The organism is Acinetobacter sp. WCHAc010052 (assembly GCF_002165295.2).
In the GTDB taxonomy this organism is placed as follows: Bacteria; Pseudomonadota; Gammaproteobacteria; order Pseudomonadales; family Moraxellaceae; genus Acinetobacter; species Acinetobacter chinensis.
In genome coordinates this window covers 2804065-2823842 of record NZ_CP032143.1, presented here as the reverse complement: position 1 = coordinate 2823842, position 19778 = coordinate 2804065, and the positions used below count along the sequence as shown (strand labels likewise).

The following is a 19778-nucleotide window of genomic DNA, read 5'->3' as shown; positions in this document are numbered from 1 at the left end:
TAAGTGGTTTTTGATCGTTGTTAAATATTGCTCCTAGTGGGTATCTATCAGTATGAAATATGTTTTGATGATGATTTTAATAAAGTTGAGAATGAATTGGCTCAATTGATGAGGTGTTGAGATGTGGAATATTCTAATTTTGTTATTTTTCTAACGAAAATATTGTGATCTGTTGCAATCAGTTTTGTCTATTTATCTGTCCATTGTGTACTAGAAATTATAAAAAATAAAAGACATGGATTCTAGTTTTTAAAGTGTTGGTAGTAATATTTTTTTTGTATAATGATTTGTCCGGTAATAGAATATCCAACAGATAAAAAGTGCTTAAATTTAGGTGATATTTTTTGAATTTTAATTAGCCATTAGTAATGGTTTTTAAAGTAAGGTGGATGAGGTTATTAATATTATTAAATAAAAACTTTACTTATAATTTATAACTGAGTGTACAGGTAAATAATTACAGGGATCTTTTTCTTATGATCTAAACCATCATAAGGAAATCTCATGACAACAGCTGTAAATGAATCAAAGATCCTGATCGAAATTGAAAATTTTGTTGAGAATATCTCTATCACGAAACATAAGCCTCGTAATTTTTATAATCAGTTAACAGGGCTGCTTATTCAGTTCGATCAAATTTATAATCCTGATTATTCTTATGTACCTGCAATAGAGACCGTGATTGAGCTGTTATTGGATTTAGAAGGATATCAGGATGATCCTGAATGCTTATATGAGCGCTTAATAAAAATCTCTTTTGAAGATATTCAGCGTGATTTCAAGTGGCATTATCGTAGACATAAACGACAATTACGTGATCACCGTGTTAGTGAGTCCAGAAATACAAAGGTACTGGTTAATCGTATGCAAAGGATCAGCAGTCAGTATTCACGTATTCTAGTGGTACGGGTTGATTTAGCTTATCCGCTTAAGTACCAGAATCAGATCGGTATTCAGCAGTTCAGTGATGATATGGATGTACTCCGTACCCGGTTACGTGATCAGGATAAAGTGTTTAAAGGTCTGATTGAATACGCCTGGGCACTGGAGCAGGGAGTGGACAAAGGTTATCACTGTCATTTGCTGCTGGTTTACAGGGGAAGTGAACGCCGTAATGCTTATTCAGTGGCAGACCGTGTCGGAAAGCTCTGGAAAGATATTACAGAGGAACAGGGCTGTCATTTCAACTGCCATACAGCAGCCTACCTTAAACAGTTCACAGACCGTAACCGTCTGGGCATAGGGATGATTCACCGTAATAGCTCGGATGAAGTGGATAATATGCTGAATACGGTGAAATACCTGGTGCGCCCGGAAAAGGAATCACAGCATCTGCGAGTGAAAACCAGAAAGCGGATGCATACCTTTGGATAACAGAAAATAAGACAGGCATACATCATCCACGTGAAGATCATGATCTGAATGATCAGGGGCTTATACATATAGCCCATTATTTTTCACAGGAGTTGTACTGCCATGTTTATACATTGCCCATATTGTTATTCTGACCAGGTTTATCCGGTTTTTGTTTCTCATTCACATGGACACAGACCTGAGCAGAGTCCGGTCAGTCTGATCTCTCAGCTCGGAGCCGGGAGAATACTCTTTAAAACGCTTTCAGGAGGGTTACGTCTGTCACCCTGGATTGCAGGACTGGCAGAGGTGCTGTTCAGGGCAGCCTGTGCGCATCTGATGGAAACACACCAAAATGATACCGGTGCCGGGATCTCCACCGGATACTGCTGTAAGGTCTGTCAGCGGAGCTTCTTCTGCCGGCAGGACTGAACAGCAGTGAAAGAAACAGGCTGACTGATAAGGGTCAGCCTGTAATGAATGCTGTCAGGAGAATACATTCTTATGACAGAGGGGAATCAGCGACAGCCTTCACTGGACTCAGGATTTTCCTTTGTAAATGTAAAGCCTGTAATCGGCATGCCGGCCATGGTTCTGACATCATAAGCATCTCCTGTTGTTTCAAGAATGATGTAGTACTTCTGACCGGCAGGCTGAAGCGCCATGGAATAGGTTGATCCCTGACGCCCCTCGTCAAAACTGAAACAGCCATGTTTCAGTTTGTCTGTGGCGGTACGGATGGTATCCTTGCCCAGCTGAAGGGTTTTACCTCCTGTTGTGATGACAGGGCTGCCGGATTTTCTGCCGGTCTGTGTCACACTGAACTGACTCAGTCCCTTTGAAGGGTGGCTGGCATAAATGCTCAGATTCCCCAGCGTCCAGTTGCTGAACTGTGCTGTACCGGATTCAGGTTTGCCAAACTTCTGAATCAGTGTTGCACGTGTATCACTCATGGTTATTTTTTTACCACTGACCGTCATCTGATCTGCTGCAAAAACAGAAGTGGCAGAGGCGGACAGTAATAATGCGGTGATCAGTTTTTTCATTTTAGTTCCTTAATATGTTATGTGTTTTTTCAGATTATTTTGAACGCAGGGCAATAATGCCGATGATGATCAGGATGATCATGCCCCCGATAAATTTTCCCACGGACGGAAACATCACTGCAGGCCAGATCACACCCTGGCCGAGATGATAGGCAAAGGACTTGTAGCTGTACTGTCCCCAGAAGCTCTGATAGAGCGTATAAAGAAGACCGATGATAAAATAGCCGCTGATCAGCCATGATTTAATGGATGGATTCATTTATTTCCCCCAAATGCGAATTGAGCAAGTAAGCAGAAAAGCCCGAACAGAATCATCATTCCGATGAAGGGCAATCCCAGGAAAAGGATGACTGCGGTGATGCAGATAATACCGGCAATAATCCTCATGCCTTACTCCTTCAGACACTGATAAGTACTGTTGATCATTTCCCGGTGAAAGGCTTCGGTCTGCTGGATGGTGCGGATTTCACGCTCCAGTGCATCAGCACCGAATTTCTTTTCAAGCTTGCTGTAGATACAGCTGCACGTGGCAGTGTCACCACCGCCGGATCTGCATCCACTGATGAACTGACGTTCGGACTTACCGGCACAGCCTGTAAGCAGAAGCGCAGTCAATGCGATGGATGTCATGAAGAATGAAGTTTTCATTCGCCCCCTTAAAATTTATTGTTCTGGTTATTCTGGAACAGGAATTTTTTATCCGTCTGAATCGGCATAAAAGACAGGCGTAAGCCGTCCACAGGACATGACCGTCTTCAGGTCAGTTCAGGCAGAAATAAAATCTGTAAATTTAAGTCAGGGCAGTGCTGCAGCCCAGGCAGGCTGAAGAGAAAACAGCAGTACGGGATAATGCTTGGTCATGATGATGACTCCTATATGCAATAGAAGTTCTACCACATCACTGCTAAATGATTATGGTGGCAGAACGAAAGAGGGTTAGCAGACTGGGCATATAGAACCAGCACGCGCGGACGCGTCCCCCTCCCGTTCTACCGCAAAGGGGGACGAGAAGGTTTCACATAAAAGTTACCCTCAGAGAGAGTAAATCTGATGCGCTATACACTTCGGTCTGCTAAAACCGGCTGGCAATGTAGGCCAGCATCCAAATCATAATCGCAGAGCTGTACAAGGTCAATCACAGCCGGCAGGTTCAGCTGAAAAGCTGTACGCTTACCGACCGTTCCCGATTTCAATATATTTCAGATATATAACATCTACATGAATCTTCACGCAGATTGAACACTACATGATTTACCCCTTTGGCCTGCTTTTTCAGCAGGTCTTTTTTATGCCCGGAATCTGGACTGGATCATTTTAAAAACAGCAATTTTTTTAAGGAAATTATCATGGCACATCAAATTGAAAATATGGCTTATGTGGGACAGACCCCATGGCATGGTCTTGGCAGTCAGCTCAGTCAGAACCAGCCCATTGACGTCTGGGCACAGCAGGCCGGCATGGACTGGCAGATTGAATCCTCAAATGTCAGTTATATGGCACAGAATGAACGGGGACAGAGCATCATCATGCCCTATGAGGAGCAGCGGGTGTTATACCGTTCAGATACTCATGCTCCGTTGTCTGTGGTCAGTCAGCGTTATCAGGAAGTCCAGCCCCGGGAGATACTGGAGTTTTACCGTGATCTGACCGAACAGTCCGGCTTTGAACTGGAAACTGCAGGTGTGCTGAAAGGTGGCAGGAAATTCTGGGCACTGGCAAGGACAGGGCAGAGTACAGCACTGAAGGCGAAGGATGTCAGCAATGGTTATATTTTACTAGCAACAGGATGTGACGGTACCCTGGCGACCACAGCACAGTTCACCAGTATCAGGGTGGTCTGCAACAACACCCTGGCGATTGCCCTCAAAGGGCAGAACAGCAGTGCAGGTGTAGTCAAGGTTCCGCATAGTACCCGGTTTGATGCAGAGAAAATTAAACAGCAACTGGGGATTTCAGTGCGTACATGGGATGAACATATGTATGAAATGAAACAGCTGACACAGCGTAAGGTTACTCAGACTGAGGCAGCAGCCTATTTTGATGCGGTGTTCAACAGCACCGGCATGAATGTGACCGATCAGGAGGACAGTATCATTCAGTTCTACCGGGGTGTGGCAGCTCAGGCAGCGCAATCGGTTAAGAAGGAAAAACCTGAACCGAATGCAAGAGCCATGACAAAAACCATGGAAATGTTCAATGGTCAGGGGCGCGGGGCAGAACTCAGCTCAGCAAAAGGTACAGCCTATGGTCTGCTGTGCAGTATTACTGAGTTTGCTGATCATGAGCGTCGGGCAATGAGTCAGGATCACCGGCTTGACTCAGCATGGTTCGGCGCAGGTGCTGGACTTAAGCAGCGTGGACTGGAACAGGCTTTAAGCATGATTGCTTAAGCCTGATCGCTGACCTGTACTGTGAGCAGCGCCCTGGGTCTGTGTACAGGTTCTCCAGTCTCCATCTCAGGAATATCTGATTGACGGCATTCAAAGCTGTGTCTTCGGGCACGGCTTTTTTATGCCCGAAATTTATAAAACAGGAAATAATGATGAATACAGCTCTGAACAGCTCTCTGAATGTAACACCGAATCCCGCAGTCAACAGCTATGCCGGCCGTCCTAAACTGTTTACCGCAAAACGCTTTGTGGATACCCGAAAACTCAGTCAGGCCGAATGGCTGGAAGTGCGCCGGCAAGGCATCGGCAGCAGTGACTGTGCCGCAGCGTGCGGACTGAACCCCTATATGTCGATGCTTGAACTGTGGATGATTAAAACAGGACGGATTCAACAATCCATTGAAGATGAAAGCGAAGGGCATGCACCACTGTACTGGGGAAAACGCCTGGAGCCTTTAGTGGCTGAATACTACAGCATGCATACCGGCTATAAAGTCCGCAGGGTCAATGCTGTTCTGCAGCATCCCGATCCTGACAGGCATTTCATGCTGGCCAACCTGGATTATGCCGTCACAGGGGATGCCGATGTACAGATACTTGAATGTAAAACAGCCGGAGAACACGGTGCCAGACTATGGCGCGATGGTGTACCGCTGTATGTGCTGTGTCAGGTACAGCATCAGTTAGCCGTTACCGGCAGGAAGGCGGCGCATATCTGTGTGCTGATCTGCGGACATGAAACCCGTATCTTTAAAGTGACCCGCTCAGAATCAGTGATTCAGCACATCATCCAGGCAGAGCGTTACTTCTGGGAGTGTGTGGAAAAGGATACACCACCTGAAGCCGATGCCAGTGCGTCGGCTGCCAGGGCATTGCAGCAGCTGTATCCTGAGCATGTACCGCTGAGTACAACTGACTTATCTAGGGATGACCAGGCCAGTCAACAGTTTGAACAGCTGATTCAGGCACGCAATCACATAGAAAAGTACCAGGAGCAGTTTGATCTGCTGAAACATCAGCTGCAGGCGAGAATGCAGGATGCAGAACGGGCAACCTTTAAAACAGGTTCAGTGACGTGGAAAAAGGCGAAGGACTCGGTCAGTTTAAACAGTAAGGCTTTACTGAAACTGCATCCTGAATATCTGAATCAGTTTCCACAGGCTAAACAGGGTTCAAGGCGTTTCAGTATCTATACCGATTAGCCTAAGCAGAACATTCAGCAGTGACCCAGACATCCCATGCCAGGCCGCATGGGATTTTTTTATGCAGATTTCATTCTGATCAGGCAAATCAGAATATTTAAACAGAAGAGGTAATGATCATGATCAAAGGTTTAGCAATTACACCACCTGTACTGGGACGGATCAGTATAGGCAGGATGGTTGAAAAGAGCGGCAAACGTATCCCTGAAAAGGATGATCAGTTCACCGTCACTAGTCAGATTCAGAATAAGGATGGATGGGTGAAACATCCTTTAGATGAGCAGCTGCGTGCCAAAGCACAGAACCAAAAGCTAAGAAGTATTCCTGTACGGATGATCTTTAATGATCCTGATCTCAACCTGAGAGCGGAATATACCTTATTTGACCGTCAGACAGGACGTCCCATATGTGTCGGCAATGGAGAAAGCTGCCAGCGGCTGACCAGTCAGGGCGTAGAGCAGCATCCATGTCCGTCTCCTGACTTATGTCCACTGGGACAGAGTGGACTCTGTAAGCCTTATGGACGCCTTTATGTCAATCTGGATGAATCTGATGAACTGGGTACGTTTATCTTTAGAACCACTGGTTTTAACAGTATTCGGACGTTGGCAGCACGGCTGAGTTATTACCATGCTGCATCGAATGGTTTGTTGTCATGCCTTCCACTGCAACTGACACTTCGGGGCAAGTCCACCACACAGAGCTATCGAACGCCTGTGTATTACGTGGATCTGACGCTCAGAGATGGGACAGACCTGCAGCAGGCCATTCAGATGGCGAAGGATATTGATCAGAAAAGTCAGCAGGCAGATTTTAATCAGCATTCACTCGATCAGGTGGCACGGCAGGGATTCAGTAATGCACGGTTTGAGGTGGGCAGTGAGGAGGGGATGGATGTGGTGGAGGAGTTTTATCCGGATAGTAACTCAGAAGCAGTGCAGCGTTTGCCTGAACATGCTCAGACTGAGACTAAATCCAGTGCTGAACCTAGGCCGAAGTTTAATCAGGGAGTGGGTTTTATTGAGGATATTCAGCAGGGGTTGCAGCAGAGCGTAAGGACAGTGAACTCCTGAAAGTGAAACTTTACACAGGAGACCGATCATGTGAGCGAATACCCGCTCGCATCAGTGATCAGGAGTATACATCATGAATGCGTTCACAGGTCAGACTTTTCAGATGAATCAGATTATCAATATTAAAGAAGTGATCAAATTTGTAGGTGTAGGTAGATCAACAATTTATGAAATGATGGATGAATACTCGCCTTACTATGATCCAACTTTTCCGAAGAAAGTAAAAATCACACAAAACCGTATTGGCTGGTCAGCTTATGAAATTCATCAGTGGATTGAAAATAAGTTAGCGAGCCGTGAATAAGGTGGGAGCTACGGCTCCCTTATTTTTTTGTTTTCTTATAGACTATGTGTGTCTTTTAGCCTAAGTGTTCTGAATGAAAACAATAGATTATTACAACTACCATGCAGAAGAATTTACTAACTTGACTCTTTATGTGGATATGGAAAGCCTCTATCAGCCTTTTCTAAATTTGTTGCCTATAAATGCCCATATCCTGGATGTCGGTTGTGGGGCAGGGCGTGATATTTTGGCTTTTAAGAAAAATGGGTATCGGGTTGATGCAATTGATTACTCAGAACAGCTTGTTAAAAAGGCAACTGAGTTGACGGGCCTTCAAGTGAAGCTTCAAAGTTTCTATGAGGTTGATGAAGTCGCTGTTTACGATGGGGTTTGGGCATGCGCATCTCTACTTCATTGTGAACGTAGTAGATTAGCTGAAGCCCTTGAAAAAATGCTTCAAGCATTAAAGCCCAATGGTGTGATTTACATGTCGTTTAAATATGGAGATTCAGATCGAGAAAAAGATGGTCGAGAGTTTACAGATTTAAATGAACTGCAAGCACAAGAACTTTTAGCGCAGTTTGATCAAGTCAGTCTGGTTCAACAGTGGATTACAGTGGATAACAGACCTGACCGAGAAGAGCAGTGGCTCAATATTTTGTGGAAGAAAAATGATTAATTGTATTCCAACAGCCCAAGAGCAACTTAAATTCCTGAAAAATATCCAACTGATTTTGCAGTCAGGTAGCTTTAGCAGCACCTATAAGTTTGCTTTGCTCATTAGTCTGAGTCGATTGGCGATTGAAAAGGGTGAAGATAGTGGCGAGCAATTGGTACTTGAGTACAGCGATATTGCGGAAAAGTTCATTGAGCTCTATTGGAAGCAGGCTGCGCCATATAACTTCAATGACACAGGCCAACGGATCTTAAATCAGAATAATGGTAAGCAAGCAGCAATCGTTAATAAAGTCATTGAACTAAGACAGATTTACTCATCGCTTGGATTATTAAGACGAGATGTCACTATTTGGTCTAAGCTGGTCAAAGATGTGGCTCGCACTGTTAAAGACATGCCAGTCCGTTACCTGCAAAATATGAATGGTCAAAATTTTGAGTTTTTATACCTATTTGATCAATCTAGAAAGCAACTCATTCTTTTACCTCAAGCCATGTACTGCTTACGACAGTTCAGTGAAATTATTGAAGAGCTTTGTCAGAAACGCTGGATTGACTATATCCGTAAGAACAGTACCAATGCGCCTGTTTTGAATCAGTTACCCAACCTTGAACAATTTATGTTTGAGCCGAATAGGAACCAGTTGAATGCAGTGGCAAATGTCTTGGTAGAATTACAAGAATGTAAATGTTTCTACTGTAATAAGGTAATGAAAAAAGGTAGTTATGCCGTAGATCATTTCATTCCATGGTCAATGTATCCATCTGATACAGGGCATAATTTTGTGTTGGCGGACTCAAGTTGTAACTCTAAGAAAAGCAATTTACTCGCATCAGATGAGTTTTTGCATAAGTGGCAAGAACGTAATGAAAAACAGGATATGATCATTGTAGATCGGATATCAGTACTTGGTTTTCTGACGGATAAGGAGCGATCGCATAAAGTGGCGGAGTGGGCGTATGCGCAGAGAAAAGAAAATAATTATTTAATGTGGAATGGTTGAAAAGGCTAATTTAACAAAACAATCTGGCTTCGACTAATCATTCTTGAATTACTATTAACAGACTTATTTCGCTATAATGTTCAACTAATTAAATACAATGCATTATTTAATAGATATTGTGTTTTAAGATTTTGATTTTAAAGGAAGTATTAATGACTAGTACCCAGCAGCGTGCAGTACTTCACCGCCAGATTTGGCAAATCGCTAACGATGTCCGTGGCGCAGTGGATGGTTGGGACTTTAAGCAATATGTTTTAGGCGCATTATTTTATCGCTTCATCAGTGAAAACTTTGCTCATTATATTTCAGGTGGTGATGAAGAGATTAAATATGATGCAATGCCTGATAGTGTCATTACTCCTGAGATTAAAGATGACGCGATAAAAACGAAAGGTTATTTCATTTTACCTAGTCAACTTTTTAGCAATATAGTTAAGAATGCTAATGATAATGAAAGTTTGAATACCGACTTAGCTAAAATCTTTTCAGCAATTGAAAGTTCTGCAAATGGCTATCCTTCAGAAAAAGATATCAAAGGCTTATTTGCTGATTTCGATACTACCAGTAACCGTCTGGGTAATTCTGTTCTTGAGAAAAATAAAAGGTTAGTTGCTGTCCTGAAAGGTGTAGCAGAGTTAGATTTTGGTGATAATTTTCAAAATAGCCAAATTGATTTATTTGGTGATGCCTATGAATTTTTGATCTCTAATTATGCTGCGAATGCGGGTAAATCAGGTGGTGAGTTCTTTACACCTCAACATGTGTCAAAACTAATTGCACAGTTGGCAATGCATAATCAAACGCATGTCAACAAAATTTATGACCCTGCATGTGGTTCTGGTTCTTTGCTTCTTCAGGCCAAGAAGCACTTTGATGCACATATTATTGAAGATGGTTTTTTTGGACAAGAGATAAATCATACGACATATAACTTAGCGCGTATGAATATGTTCTTACACAATATTAACTACGATAAATTTAATATTCAACTCGGTGATACGCTACATCATCCGCATTTTATTGATGACAAGCCATTTGATGCGATTGTATCGAATCCTCCGTATTCAGTGAAATGGATTGGCTCAGATGATCCAACACTTATTAATGATGATCGTTTTGCACCTGCTGGTGTACTTGCGCCAAAGTCTAAAGCAGACTTTGCATTTGTGTTGCATGCTTTAAGTTATTTATCAGCCAAAGGTCGTGCAGCAATTGTTTGCTTCCCTGGTATTTTTTATCGTGGTGGTGCTGAGCAGAAAATTCGTCAATATTTGGTCGATAATAACTATGTTGAAACAGTGATTTCACTTGCACCGAACCTGTTTTACGGTACGACCATCGCTGTGAATATTCTAGTGTTATCAAAACATAAGACTGATATGTCCATTCAGTTTATTGACGCAAGTGGTGAGGATTATTTTAAAAAAGAAACGAATACCAATGTTTTAACAGATGATCACATCAAAAAAATCATGCAGGTGTTTGATCGTAAAAATAATGTAGATCATTTTGCTATGTCTGTTCCTTTTGAGAAGATCAAAGAGAATGACTACAACTTGTCTGTAAGTAGCTATGTTGAAGCCAAAGATACTCGAGATGTAATCGATATAGCGCAACTGAATGCTGAACTGAAAATCACTGTAGCTAAAATTGATCAGCTTCGTAAAGATATTGATGCAATTGTGTCAGAGATTGAGGGTGAGGCATGAGTTTTTTAGAAAAGTTGCTAGATGGTGCTGTGGTGGAATGGAAGACGCTGGGGGAAGTTGCAAAGGTTCAACGTGGGGCTTCACCTAGACCCATTGCTCAATATATAACTGATGATATAGATGGTATCCCATGGATCAAAATTGGAGATACGTCATCAGGTTCTAAATATGTAAAAAATACATCTCAAAAAATTACTATTGAAGGAGCTAAAAAATCTAGAGTATTGAAAAAGGGTGACTTTATTATTTCTAACTCGATGAGTTTTGGTCGTCCATATATACTAGATATAGATGGTGCTATACACGATGGTTGGGCTTCTATTAGTAATTTTGAGGGGAAGGTGAATTCAGATTTTTTGTACTATTATCTGTCATCTAACAGTGTCCAAAATTATTGGTTAAGTAAAATTAATAGTGGTTCAGTAAGTAATTTAAATGCTGATATTATTAAAACATTATTGATTCCTATCCCATGCCCTGAAAATTCAAAAAAATCCTTTAAAATTCAAGCTGAAATTGTTCATATTTTGGATGCTTTTAGCGCTATGACCGCCGAGCTGACCGCCGAGCTGACCGCCGAGCTTAACACAAGAAAGAAACAATATAATTACTATCGTGATCAATTATTTAATTTTGAAGAGAGTGAGGTTGAGTGGCGAAAGTTGGGTGAAGTGGTGAGTATAAAGCATGGTAAAGATTGGAAATCACTAGGGGCTGGAGATATACCTGTGTATGGCTCTGGTGGTGTTATGCAGTATGTAGATACTTTTGCATACGATAAACCGACTGTATTGATTCCACGGAAAGGGTCAATTACCAATATTTTTTATGTTGAATTACCATTTTGGAATGTTGATACAATCTATTATACAGAAATTGATACTAAGCAAATTATTCCTAAATTTTTTTATTACTTTATGAAAACAATTGATTTGATGCAACTAGATACTGGTTCTGGAAGACCAAGCCTCACACAAGCAATTCTTAATGAAATTAAAGTACCAATCCCACACTTAGATAAACAAGCCCACATCGTTAAAGTTCTTGATAAATTTGATGCATTAACAAGCTCTATTACTGATGGCTTACCACGCGAAATTGAATTACGCCAACAGCAGTATGAATACTATCGTGATTTGTTATTTAGTTTTCCAAAGCCTTAAACGGTAGCGGTGTAGTATGAGTAAGACACTAACCGATATAGCAAAGCAGTTAAGTACGCCAATAACCTTAAAAAAAGTGGTTAGGGAGGAAAAAAAGAGCATTCCACCGAAGGAAGTGGAAGAAGTAAAACCTGTTCCAAAGGTACAGCTCATCTATGCTTTTAATGGTACAGGGAAAACACGTTTATCTCGTGAGTTTAAGAAACTAATTGTGGATAGTGAGGGTGGAGGTACATCGCCTACACGAGAAAAAATTCTTTATTACAACGCATTTACCGAAGATCTTTTTTATTGGGATAACGATTTAGAAGGGGATTCTGAGCCTAAACTCAAAATTCAACCCAATACTTATACAGACTGGTTGCTTACCCTCCTGAAAGATCTCGGGCAAGATGGAAATATTGTTAAATATTTTCAACATTATACTAATGATAAATTAACACCAAGCTTTAGTACTGATTTAACAGAAGTGACTTTTACTTTTGAGCGTGGTGATAATGAAAACTCGGAAACGCTTAAAATATCCAAAGGTGAAGAAAGTAATTTTATTTGGAGTGTATTTTATACGCTATTAGATCAAGTAATTACGATACTCAATGTTGCCGATCAAACGGATCGAGAAACGAATCAGTTTGATCAATTAGAATATGTATTTATTGATGATCCAGTAAGTTCATTGGATGAAAATCATTTGATTGAACTGGCAGTTAATTTGTCAAATTTAATTAAATCTAGTCAATCTAACTTGAAGTTTGTAATTACTACACATAGCCCGCTATTTTATAATGTTCTTTATAATGAATTGAAAAATAAAAGTTGTTATCTGTTAGAAAAATTTGAAGATGGTAGCTATACTTTGGCTGAAAAGCATGGGGATTCTAATAAAAGTTTTTCTTACCACTTGTATTTAAAAGAGACCATTGAGAAGGCAATTGGTGAAGGGGCGGTTCAAAAATACCATTTTACTTTATTACGCAACCTATATGAAAAAACTGCGAGTTTCTTAGGTTATCCAAAATGGTCAGAACTATTACCTGGTGATAAAGAAGCTTACTTTAATCGAATTATACAATTTACAAGTCACTCGACATTATCTGATATGGCAGTATCTGAGCCGAGTGATCCAGAAAAGAAAACAGTGGAATTACTTCTCAATCACTTAGTAAGTAATTACGGATATTGGCAACGGGAACAATAAAATGACTGATCAAACTAAAACAATTGTTGAATCGAATAATTTCATTGTTCTTGATAAATACATTAAAGAATCTCAATCAATAGATAGTTATCAAACAGAAGCTGACTTAGAGCGTGAACTCATTCAAGATTTGACTAATCAGGGCTATGAATTTTTAACCAATATAACCCATGCTCAGGCTATGTTGAATAATGTGCGCGAGCAACTACAGTTACTCAATAATGTACAATTTTTAGAGAGTGAATGGACACGATTTGTTGAAACATATTTGGATAAAGCAAGCGATAGTATCGTAGATAAAACTAGAAAAATTCATGATGACTATATTCATGATTTTGTTTTTGATGATGGTCGTATTCAAAACATCTATTTACTTGATAAAAAAAACATTGCTCGTAATAAAGTTCAAGTTATTAAACAGTTTGAACAAAAAGGTAATCATGCCAACCGTTATGATGTCACCATTTTGGTTAATGGTTTGCCATTGGTACAAGTTGAATTGAAAAAGCGAGGCATGGCGATCCGTGAAGCATTTAATCAAGTTCATCGTTACAGCAAAGAGAGTTTCAATAGTGAAAATTCACTGTATAAATACTTACAGCTATTCGTTATTTCCAATGGGACAGATACTCGCTATTTTGCCAATACTACAGCACGTAATAAGAACAGTTTTGATTTTACGATGAACTGGGCGAAGTCAGATAACAGTCTCATTAAAGACCTAAAAGACTTTACTGCAACGTTTTTCCAAAAAAATACCTTACTCAATGTGTTGTTGAATTACTCCGTATTTGATGTAAGCGATACTTTGCTGGTCATGCGTCCTTATCAAATTGCGGCAACAGAACGTATTTTGTGGAAAGTTAAAAGCTCATTTGAAGCAAAGAGTTGGAGTCAAATTTCCAGTGGTGGGTTTATTTGGCATACCACTGGTTCAGGTAAAACCTTAACGAGTTTTAAAGCAGCTCGTTTAGCAACAGAACTTGATTTTATTGATAAGGTTTTTTTTGTGGTCGATCGCAAAGACCTTGATTATCAAACTATGAAGGAATACCAACGTTTTTCTCCTGATAGTGTAAACGGTTCTGAAAATACGGCTGGATTAAAGCGAAACTTGGATAAAGATGATAATAAAATTATCGTAACAACCATCCAAAAGCTAAATATCTTGATGAAAACTGAAAATGATTTGCCGATATACAATAAGCAAGTCATGTTTATATTTGATGAATGTCATCGAAGTCAGTTTGGTGAAGCACAGAAAAATTTAAAGAAAAAATTCAAAAAATTTTACCAATTTGGTTTTACAGGCACTCCGATTTTTCCTGAAAATACATTAGGGAATGAAACCACTGCTAGCGTATTTGGTACATATGACAAGGATAAAAATAGGGGTGCTTTGCATGCCTATGTCATTACCGATGCAATTCGTGATGAAAAAGTCCTCAAATTTAAAGTGGATTATAATGATGTACGTCCACAATTTAAAAATATAGAAAAAGAACAAGATGTCAAAAAACTAAGTGCTTATGAAAATAAACAAGCTTTATTGCATCCTGATCGTATACGTGAAATTAGCCAGTACATCCTAACTCACTTTGGTCAGAAAACGCATCGGTTACAAGTAGGTAGCAAAGGCTTTAATGCCATGTTTGCCGTGAGTAGTGTAGATGCTGCTAAGCTCTATTATGAGTGCATAAAAGACTTACAAAAAAATAATGATAAGCCTTTAAAGATAGCGACTATTTTTTCATTTTCAGCAAATGAAGAACAGGATGCCGTGGGTGATATTCAAGATGAAAGTTTTGATGTGTCAGCTATGAATAGTAGTGCTAAAGAATTTCTAAGTTCAGCAATTGCAGATTATAACTCAGTATTTAAAACGAACTTTAGTGTTGAAACTAAGAGCTTTCAAAATTATTACCGTGATTTAGCAAAACAAGTCAAAGCTAAAGAAATTGATTTACTGATTGTGGTTGGTATGTTCTTAACAGGATTTGATGCACCGACATTAAATACTTTATTTGTTGATAAAAATTTACGATATCATGGCCTTATACAAGCATATTCACGAACTAACCGTATTTTTGATGCGACTAAAACATTTGGCAATATCGTAACTTTCCGTGATTTAGAACAGCCAACGATTGATGCTATACGATTATTTGGTGATCCAAATACGCAGAATATTGTTTTAGAGAAAAGCTATGAAGAATATATGGAAGGCTTCACCGATGTATTAACTGGAGAAGCAAGAAGAGGGTTTATAGAAGTAGTTAAAGAGTTGGAGCAACGCTTCCCTAACTCCGATGAAATTTTTAAAGAGTCAGATAAAAAAGCATTTGCTAAATTATTTGGTGAATACTTGCGAGTAGAAAACGTACTGCAAAACTATGATGAATATGCGAGTCTAAAAGAATTACAATCTGTTGATTTGAATGATGCTAGTGCAGTTGAAGAATTTAAAAATAAGCATTATTTAAATGATGAAGAGTTAGCACAGCTCACTGCAATTGATATGCCAGCTGAACGGAAAATCCAAGATTATCGATCCAGTTATAATGATATACGTGATTGGTTACGTAGGGAGCGGTTCGCGGAGCAAAAAGAAGAATCTAAGATTGATTGGAACGATGTAGTTTTTGAAGTTGATCTATTAAAGTCACAAGAAATCAATTTAGACTATATTTTAGAGCTTATTTTTGAAAGTAATAAAAAAATCAAGGATAAGGTTGCGTTGGTTGATGATATGCGACGTGTGATTCGTTCAAGCTTGGAGAGTCGATCTAAAGAAAGTTTGATCGTTGATTTTATTAATCATACTGATTTAGACAAGATTGAGGATAAAGCTAGTGTGATGGATTCTTTTTACACTTTCGCTCAAATAGAACAGCAGCGTGAGGTTCAGGAACTGATTCAGGATGAAAACTTGAATGAGGACGCCACTAAACGATATATCATGGCTTCATTGAAGAGGGAATTTGCAAGTGAAAACGGCACTGAACTTAATGCAATTTTGCCTAAAATGAGCCCATTGAACCCACAGTATTTGACTAAGAAACAAAATGTTTTCCAGAAAATTTCAATTTTAGTTGAGAAGTTTAAGGGTGTTGGCGGTAATTTAAATTAAAAAGTAAGATCTGTTGGCTAACTAGCTGTGTTGCCATCACAGGTAGTTAGCATTAGTGGGTTAAATTGGGTAAAGCTAGAAGTATTTAATATAGAAATATTAGACCATTACATGTTGGGTTAAACTGCCACCATCACAACAGCTACTTTACTAAATAGAGTAATGTATTATGTTATTGGTAGCTAAAGTGTTTAAGTTTTAAATGTGTTTAAAATCTATATAAATATAGGAAATATTAATTTAAAATTTATTATTTTTAATCAATATTATTAAAAAATTGTAATAATAAGGAAAATTAAGTTAAAAAAATGATCTGCTCTTTTTATTTGGTGTGTTATTACACAATTTTCATATATATTTAATTAATAATTCGATTCAAAAATATCTCTTTATTTTGGCTTGGAGAACGGAATTGCTTGTTACCCGCTATAAGCCTTGGATCATGATCATACCACTGGTTTTGGTCGTCAGTTTTGCTATATATCGCTGGTGGCAAGGACCATTGTTACCTAGTTATGAGGTCGTATCTAGTCCATTAATTCAAACAGTTGTTGCTTCAGGAAGGGTAGAAAAAGTATCTCAGACTCAGATAGGTAGTGAAATTACAGGGCTTGTTCTTGAGCGCTTAGTTCAAGAGGGAGATAGGGTCTCTCGAGGAGATATTCTTTTAGTACTGAAATCTGATGAAATTTCGGCGCAAGTCCGGCAGGCAGAAGCTGAATTAAAAGAACTCGAAACTACTAGACGTCCGCAAGCAGAAGTCGATTTAGCAAATGCCAAAGTACAATTAGAACAGGCTCAAAGAGAGGCGTTTCGCAGACGGAATGCCGAATTAGGAATATTATCAGCAGAGGAAAAGGAGAAATCGATAGAGGCAGAGAAACTCGCTCGTAATAATTTGGAATCAGCTCGATTAAAAGTTGCCTCACTAGCCCCAGATAAAGTTGAAGAGACAAAACTACGTGAACGACTCGCTGCACTACAAGCTCAACTCGCCAAGACCAAAATTCGTGCAGAAGTTTCAGGTATTATTTTAACCCGGAATGTTGAGCCGGGAGATTTGGTACAACCAAGTCAGACTCTCTTCACTATTGCATTGGATGGTGCGACTGAAATTCGAGTGCCATTTGATGAACGAAATTTACCACTGCTGGCTTTACAACAAAAAGCATCAGTGATTGCAGATGCTTATCCAGATCAACCTTTTCCTACTCATATTAATTTTATTGCCCCAAGTATTGATGCTCAACGTGGCACAGTAGATGTCCGATTAACAGTTGATCCAGTCCCACATTTTTTGCGTCAAGACATGACGGTATCGGTAAATGTTGAAACCAACAAGCGCGAGCGAACCTTGGTCATTCCAAATGATGCTTTAAGCAGTATAAGTGGCAACAAGGCTATGGTTATTTTAGTAAAAGATAGAAAAATTCAACATCATCCTATCACATTGGGTTTACGTGGTTTGGTCACGTCGGAAGTTGTAGCTGGATTGAAAGAAGGTGATCACGTCCTTACCGATGCAGAATCAGTGCTTAAAGATGGAACTCGTGTCCGAATAGAGCAAACTAAACGTGTCTTGCAGAGTCAAGCGGATCAGATAAATAGCAAAAATGAATTACCGGTGAAATTCGATTGAAAAACTTTTTTGGGCGACTTTGGACAGAGTGGACCATCGCAATCAGTTTTTTGCGAGAGGGTCGCACACAGTCGATGATGATTACCATTGGCGTCGCGGTGGGGGTAGCGGTCATTGTGTTCATTAGTGCCTTAATTCAGGGTTTACAATCGAATATTGTAGAAAGGACTTTAGGGACACAGGCGCATATTCGTTTGCTCTCACCAGATGAGGTGAATCACATTGTGCCACCAGTAGCAGGAACACTTCAGTTGTTACAAGAAGATAAGCGTGCGCAACGCTTACGTTCTATTAATAATTGGCAGCAGATTACTGAGAATTTAGATCAGTTGCCGGTGTTGACTGCGGTTTCTCCTGTGGTCTCTGGTCCTGCATTTGTACAGCGCGGAGATGCGATTCAATCGGTTGCATTGGTTGGTATCAATCTTGAACGTTATCAACAGATTATTCCGTTAAAGCAATATATGGTGAGTGGCGAATTACGGGTCAGTGCGGATAATGTATTAATTGGGCGTCAATTGGCTAAAGATTTAGGTGTGCAAGTCGGGAGCAAATTAAGGTTAGATACTGGGCAACAGAAAAATGCAGTGGTGAACATCTCTGGAATATTTGAACTTGGTGTGCGTGAATTGGATGCGCGCTATGTCTATCTGGATTTGAAACAGGCGCAATCTTTACTTAATTTGCCGGGTGGTGTGACCGTGATTGATCTGACGATCCAAGACATTTTTCAGGCGGATCAAGTTGCCTCACAAGTTGGACGCCTGACTAGATTAAAAGCAGAAAGCTGGATTGAAACCAATGCTCAATTAATGAATGCGATTACTGCTCAGAGCCTTTCGACCAACATGATTATTGTTTTTGTGGGGATTTCAGTCGCTTTTGGTATTGCCAGTGTGATGTCGGTGAGTGTGGTGCAACGGACTCGGGAAATCGGTATTTTGCGTGCGACGGGGGCGACACAAGCGCAAATTTTAAGAGTTTTCTTATTTCAGGGAGCAATTTTTGGTCTGCTTGGTTCGATGCTTGGTAGTGTTGTCAGTTATGGTCTAATCTGGGGGTTTAATCAGTTTGGTCCCGGCTTGTTTTATATTTCGATTTCAATCAAGCTTATCTTGTCAGCATTATTCTTGGCGACTTTGACGGGAGTTTTGGCTGCTGCAATACCTTCCCGTCGGGCGGCTGCACTCGATCCTGTGGAGGCAATTCGTCATGTCTGATTCATCTGAGGAAGTACTACGTTTAGAAGCATTGCGAAAGTCCTATAATGTTGGGCAATCTAATGAAGTGGAGGTATTACATGGAATTGACCTGTGTATTCAACGGAATGACTTTGCTGCATTAATTGGTCCTTCTGGTTCAGGCAAAAGTACTTTACTGAATATTCTTGGCTTATTAGATCAGCCTAGCTGTGGTGAGTTGTACTTGTTGGGTCAGGCAACAAGCCGTATGGATGATAGGGCTCGGACAGCATTACGTGGCAACAGTATAGGTTTTGTGTTTCAATTCCATCATCTTATACAGGCCTTTACTGCCTTAAATAATGTGCTTATGCCATTAATGCTGAAGCAAGGCAAGCCAGATCAATCTGCGCTGCAATATGCCCATGAATTATTGGCCGCCGTAGGGTTAGATAAGTTCGCTGACCGTAAACCGAATGAGCTTTCTGGAGGGCAGCAGCAGCGCGTGGCGATTGCACGTGCACTGATTACTCAGCCTGCACTATTGTTGGCAGATGAACCGACAGGTAATCTTGATACTCAAACTGCTGCGGAAATGTTTGAATTATTTCGTAAAGTACATCGTGAACATGACTGTGCAGTCCTTTTGGTGACTCATGATCCTAGATTATCGGCAACCTGTGATCGAACCATTAATCTGGTGGATGGGAGAATTCAGAGTGATTCCTGACA

General features: G+C 40.2%; 18 protein-coding genes. 14 read left to right on the top strand and 4 right to left on the bottom strand.

The window, feature by feature from the left end:
- The first annotated feature begins 504 nt into the window (after positions 1–504).
- Positions 505–1374 carry a YagK/YfjJ domain-containing protein gene (locus tag CDG61_RS13820; protein ID WP_087549583.1) on the top strand — a complete coding sequence of 290 codons (870 nt, stop codon included), beginning with the start codon at positions 505–507 and terminating at the stop codon, positions 1372–1374.
- Positions 1375–1871: 497 nt separating this feature from the next.
- On the opposite strand, the gene CDG61_RS13810 is transcribed toward CDG61_RS13820, so the two are convergent.
- The 4 genes from CDG61_RS13810 to CDG61_RS13800 are packed head-to-tail and all read right to left on the bottom strand — an operon-like array spanning position 1872 to position 3047.
- Entirely contained in the window at positions 1872–2399 is a 528-nt protein-coding gene (locus CDG61_RS13810) for a hypothetical protein (RefSeq protein WP_087549581.1), read from the bottom strand.
- 34 nt (positions 2400–2433) lie between these two features.
- Positions 2434–2658: a hypothetical protein gene (locus tag CDG61_RS13805; protein ID WP_087514477.1), complete on the bottom strand. Its 225-nt coding sequence runs from the start codon at positions 2656–2658 to the stop codon at positions 2434–2436.
- On the bottom strand, positions 2655–2786 hold the full coding sequence (locus tag CDG61_RS17750) for a hypothetical protein (RefSeq protein ID WP_264757125.1): 132 nt from the start codon (positions 2784–2786) through the stop codon (positions 2655–2657). Before CDG61_RS17750 ends, CDG61_RS13805 begins: the two co-directional genes overlap by 4 nt.
- 3 nt (positions 2787–2789) lie before the next feature.
- Positions 2790–3047 carry a hypothetical protein gene (locus CDG61_RS13800; RefSeq protein WP_087549580.1) on the bottom strand — a complete coding sequence of 86 codons (258 nt, stop codon included), beginning with the start codon at positions 3045–3047 and terminating at the stop codon, positions 2790–2792.
- Positions 3048–3745: 698 nt separating this feature from the next.
- On the opposite strand from CDG61_RS13800, the gene CDG61_RS13795 reads away from it, so the two are divergent.
- The 13 genes from CDG61_RS13795 (at position 3746) to CDG61_RS13735 (ending at position 19776) form a co-directional block, all read left to right on the top strand.
- Positions 3746–4789 carry a DUF932 domain-containing protein gene (locus CDG61_RS13795; RefSeq protein WP_087549579.1) on the top strand — a complete coding sequence of 348 codons (1044 nt, stop codon included), beginning with the start codon at positions 3746–3748 and terminating at the stop codon, positions 4787–4789.
- Between the two features lie 152 nt (positions 4790–4941).
- Entirely contained in the window at positions 4942–5991 is a 1050-nt protein-coding gene (locus CDG61_RS13790) for a YqaJ viral recombinase family protein (protein ID WP_087549578.1), read from the top strand.
- A 119-nt stretch (positions 5992–6110) separates the two neighbouring features.
- The gene (locus CDG61_RS13785; protein ID WP_087549662.1) at positions 6111–7064 is read left to right on the top strand and encodes a hydrolase or metal-binding protein; all 954 of its coding nucleotides are present in this window, start codon (positions 6111–6113) and stop codon (positions 7062–7064) included.
- 73 nt (positions 7065–7137) lie between these two features.
- A complete protein-coding gene (locus tag CDG61_RS13780) occupies positions 7138–7368 on the top strand; it encodes a helix-turn-helix transcriptional regulator (RefSeq protein ID WP_087549577.1) in 231 nt (76 codons plus the stop codon).
- Between the two features lie 73 nt (positions 7369–7441).
- Positions 7442–8026, top strand: coding sequence for a class I SAM-dependent methyltransferase (locus tag CDG61_RS13775; protein WP_087549576.1), 585 nt, complete (start codon positions 7442–7444; stop codon positions 8024–8026).
- Positions 8019–9026: an HNH endonuclease domain-containing protein gene (locus CDG61_RS13770; protein WP_087549575.1), complete on the top strand. Its 1008-nt coding sequence runs from the start codon at positions 8019–8021 to the stop codon at positions 9024–9026. The genes CDG61_RS13775 and CDG61_RS13770 overlap by 8 nt, the downstream gene beginning before the upstream one ends.
- A gap of 152 nt (positions 9027–9178) precedes the next feature.
- On the top strand, positions 9179–10735 hold the full coding sequence (locus CDG61_RS13765) for a type I restriction-modification system subunit M (protein WP_087549574.1): 1557 nt from the start codon (positions 9179–9181) through the stop codon (positions 10733–10735).
- Entirely contained in the window at positions 10732–11898 is a 1167-nt protein-coding gene (locus tag CDG61_RS13760; RefSeq protein WP_087549573.1) for a restriction endonuclease subunit S, read from the top strand. Before CDG61_RS13765 ends, CDG61_RS13760 begins: the two co-directional genes overlap by 4 nt.
- 16 nt (positions 11899–11914) lie before the next feature.
- Positions 11915–13096: an AAA family ATPase gene (locus tag CDG61_RS13755; RefSeq protein WP_087549572.1), complete on the top strand. Its 1182-nt coding sequence runs from the start codon at positions 11915–11917 to the stop codon at positions 13094–13096.
- Position 13097: 1 nt separating this feature from the next.
- A complete protein-coding gene (locus CDG61_RS13750; RefSeq protein ID WP_087549571.1) occupies positions 13098–16226 on the top strand; it encodes a type I restriction endonuclease subunit R in 3129 nt (1042 codons plus the stop codon).
- A gap of 412 nt (positions 16227–16638) precedes the next feature.
- Entirely contained in the window at positions 16639–17865 is a 1227-nt protein-coding gene (locus tag CDG61_RS13745; RefSeq protein WP_087549661.1) for an efflux RND transporter periplasmic adaptor subunit, read from the top strand.
- Positions 17862–19085 (top strand): ABC transporter permease, encoded by a 1224-nt coding sequence (locus CDG61_RS13740; RefSeq protein WP_087549570.1) that lies wholly within the window; start codon positions 17862–17864, stop codon positions 19083–19085. Before CDG61_RS13745 ends, CDG61_RS13740 begins: the two co-directional genes overlap by 4 nt.
- Positions 19078–19776: an ABC transporter ATP-binding protein gene (locus CDG61_RS13735; protein ID WP_087549569.1), complete on the top strand. Its 699-nt coding sequence runs from the start codon at positions 19078–19080 to the stop codon at positions 19774–19776. The genes CDG61_RS13740 and CDG61_RS13735 overlap by 8 nt, the downstream gene beginning before the upstream one ends.
- Positions 19777–19778 lie beyond the last annotated feature (2 nt).

Bases quoted from the DNA above. Each gene is read 5' to 3' on its own strand.
- CDG61_RS13820 (WP_087549583.1), top strand. From the start codon at position 505: ATGACAACAGCTGTAAATGAATCAAAGATCCTGATCGAAATTGAAAAT.
- CDG61_RS13810 (WP_087549581.1), bottom strand. From the start codon at position 2,399: ATGAAAAAACTGATCACCGCATTATTACTGTCCGCCTCTGCCACTTCT.
- CDG61_RS13805 (WP_087514477.1), bottom strand. From the start codon at position 2,658: ATGAATCCATCCATTAAATCATGGCTGATCAGCGGCTATTTTATCATC.
- CDG61_RS17750 (WP_264757125.1), bottom strand. From the start codon at position 2,786: ATGAGGATTATTGCCGGTATTATCTGCATCACCGCAGTCATCCTTTTC.
- CDG61_RS13800 (WP_087549580.1), bottom strand. From the start codon at position 3,047: ATGAAAACTTCATTCTTCATGACATCCATCGCATTGACTGCGCTTCTG.
- CDG61_RS13795 (WP_087549579.1), top strand. From the start codon at position 3,746: ATGGCACATCAAATTGAAAATATGGCTTATGTGGGACAGACCCCATGG.
- CDG61_RS13790 (WP_087549578.1), top strand. From the start codon at position 4,942: ATGAATACAGCTCTGAACAGCTCTCTGAATGTAACACCGAATCCCGCA.
- CDG61_RS13785 (WP_087549662.1), top strand. From the start codon at position 6,111: ATGATCAAAGGTTTAGCAATTACACCACCTGTACTGGGACGGATCAGT.
- CDG61_RS13780 (WP_087549577.1), top strand. From the start codon at position 7,138: ATGAATGCGTTCACAGGTCAGACTTTTCAGATGAATCAGATTATCAAT.
- CDG61_RS13775 (WP_087549576.1), top strand. From the start codon at position 7,442: ATGAAAACAATAGATTATTACAACTACCATGCAGAAGAATTTACTAAC.
- CDG61_RS13770 (WP_087549575.1), top strand. From the start codon at position 8,019: ATGATTAATTGTATTCCAACAGCCCAAGAGCAACTTAAATTCCTGAAA.
- CDG61_RS13765 (WP_087549574.1), top strand. From the start codon at position 9,179: ATGACTAGTACCCAGCAGCGTGCAGTACTTCACCGCCAGATTTGGCAA.
- CDG61_RS13760 (WP_087549573.1), top strand. From the start codon at position 10,732: ATGAGTTTTTTAGAAAAGTTGCTAGATGGTGCTGTGGTGGAATGGAAG.
- CDG61_RS13755 (WP_087549572.1), top strand. From the start codon at position 11,915: ATGAGTAAGACACTAACCGATATAGCAAAGCAGTTAAGTACGCCAATA.
- CDG61_RS13750 (WP_087549571.1), top strand. From the start codon at position 13,098: ATGACTGATCAAACTAAAACAATTGTTGAATCGAATAATTTCATTGTT.
- CDG61_RS13735 (WP_087549569.1), top strand. From the start codon at position 19,078: ATGTCTGATTCATCTGAGGAAGTACTACGTTTAGAAGCATTGCGAAAG.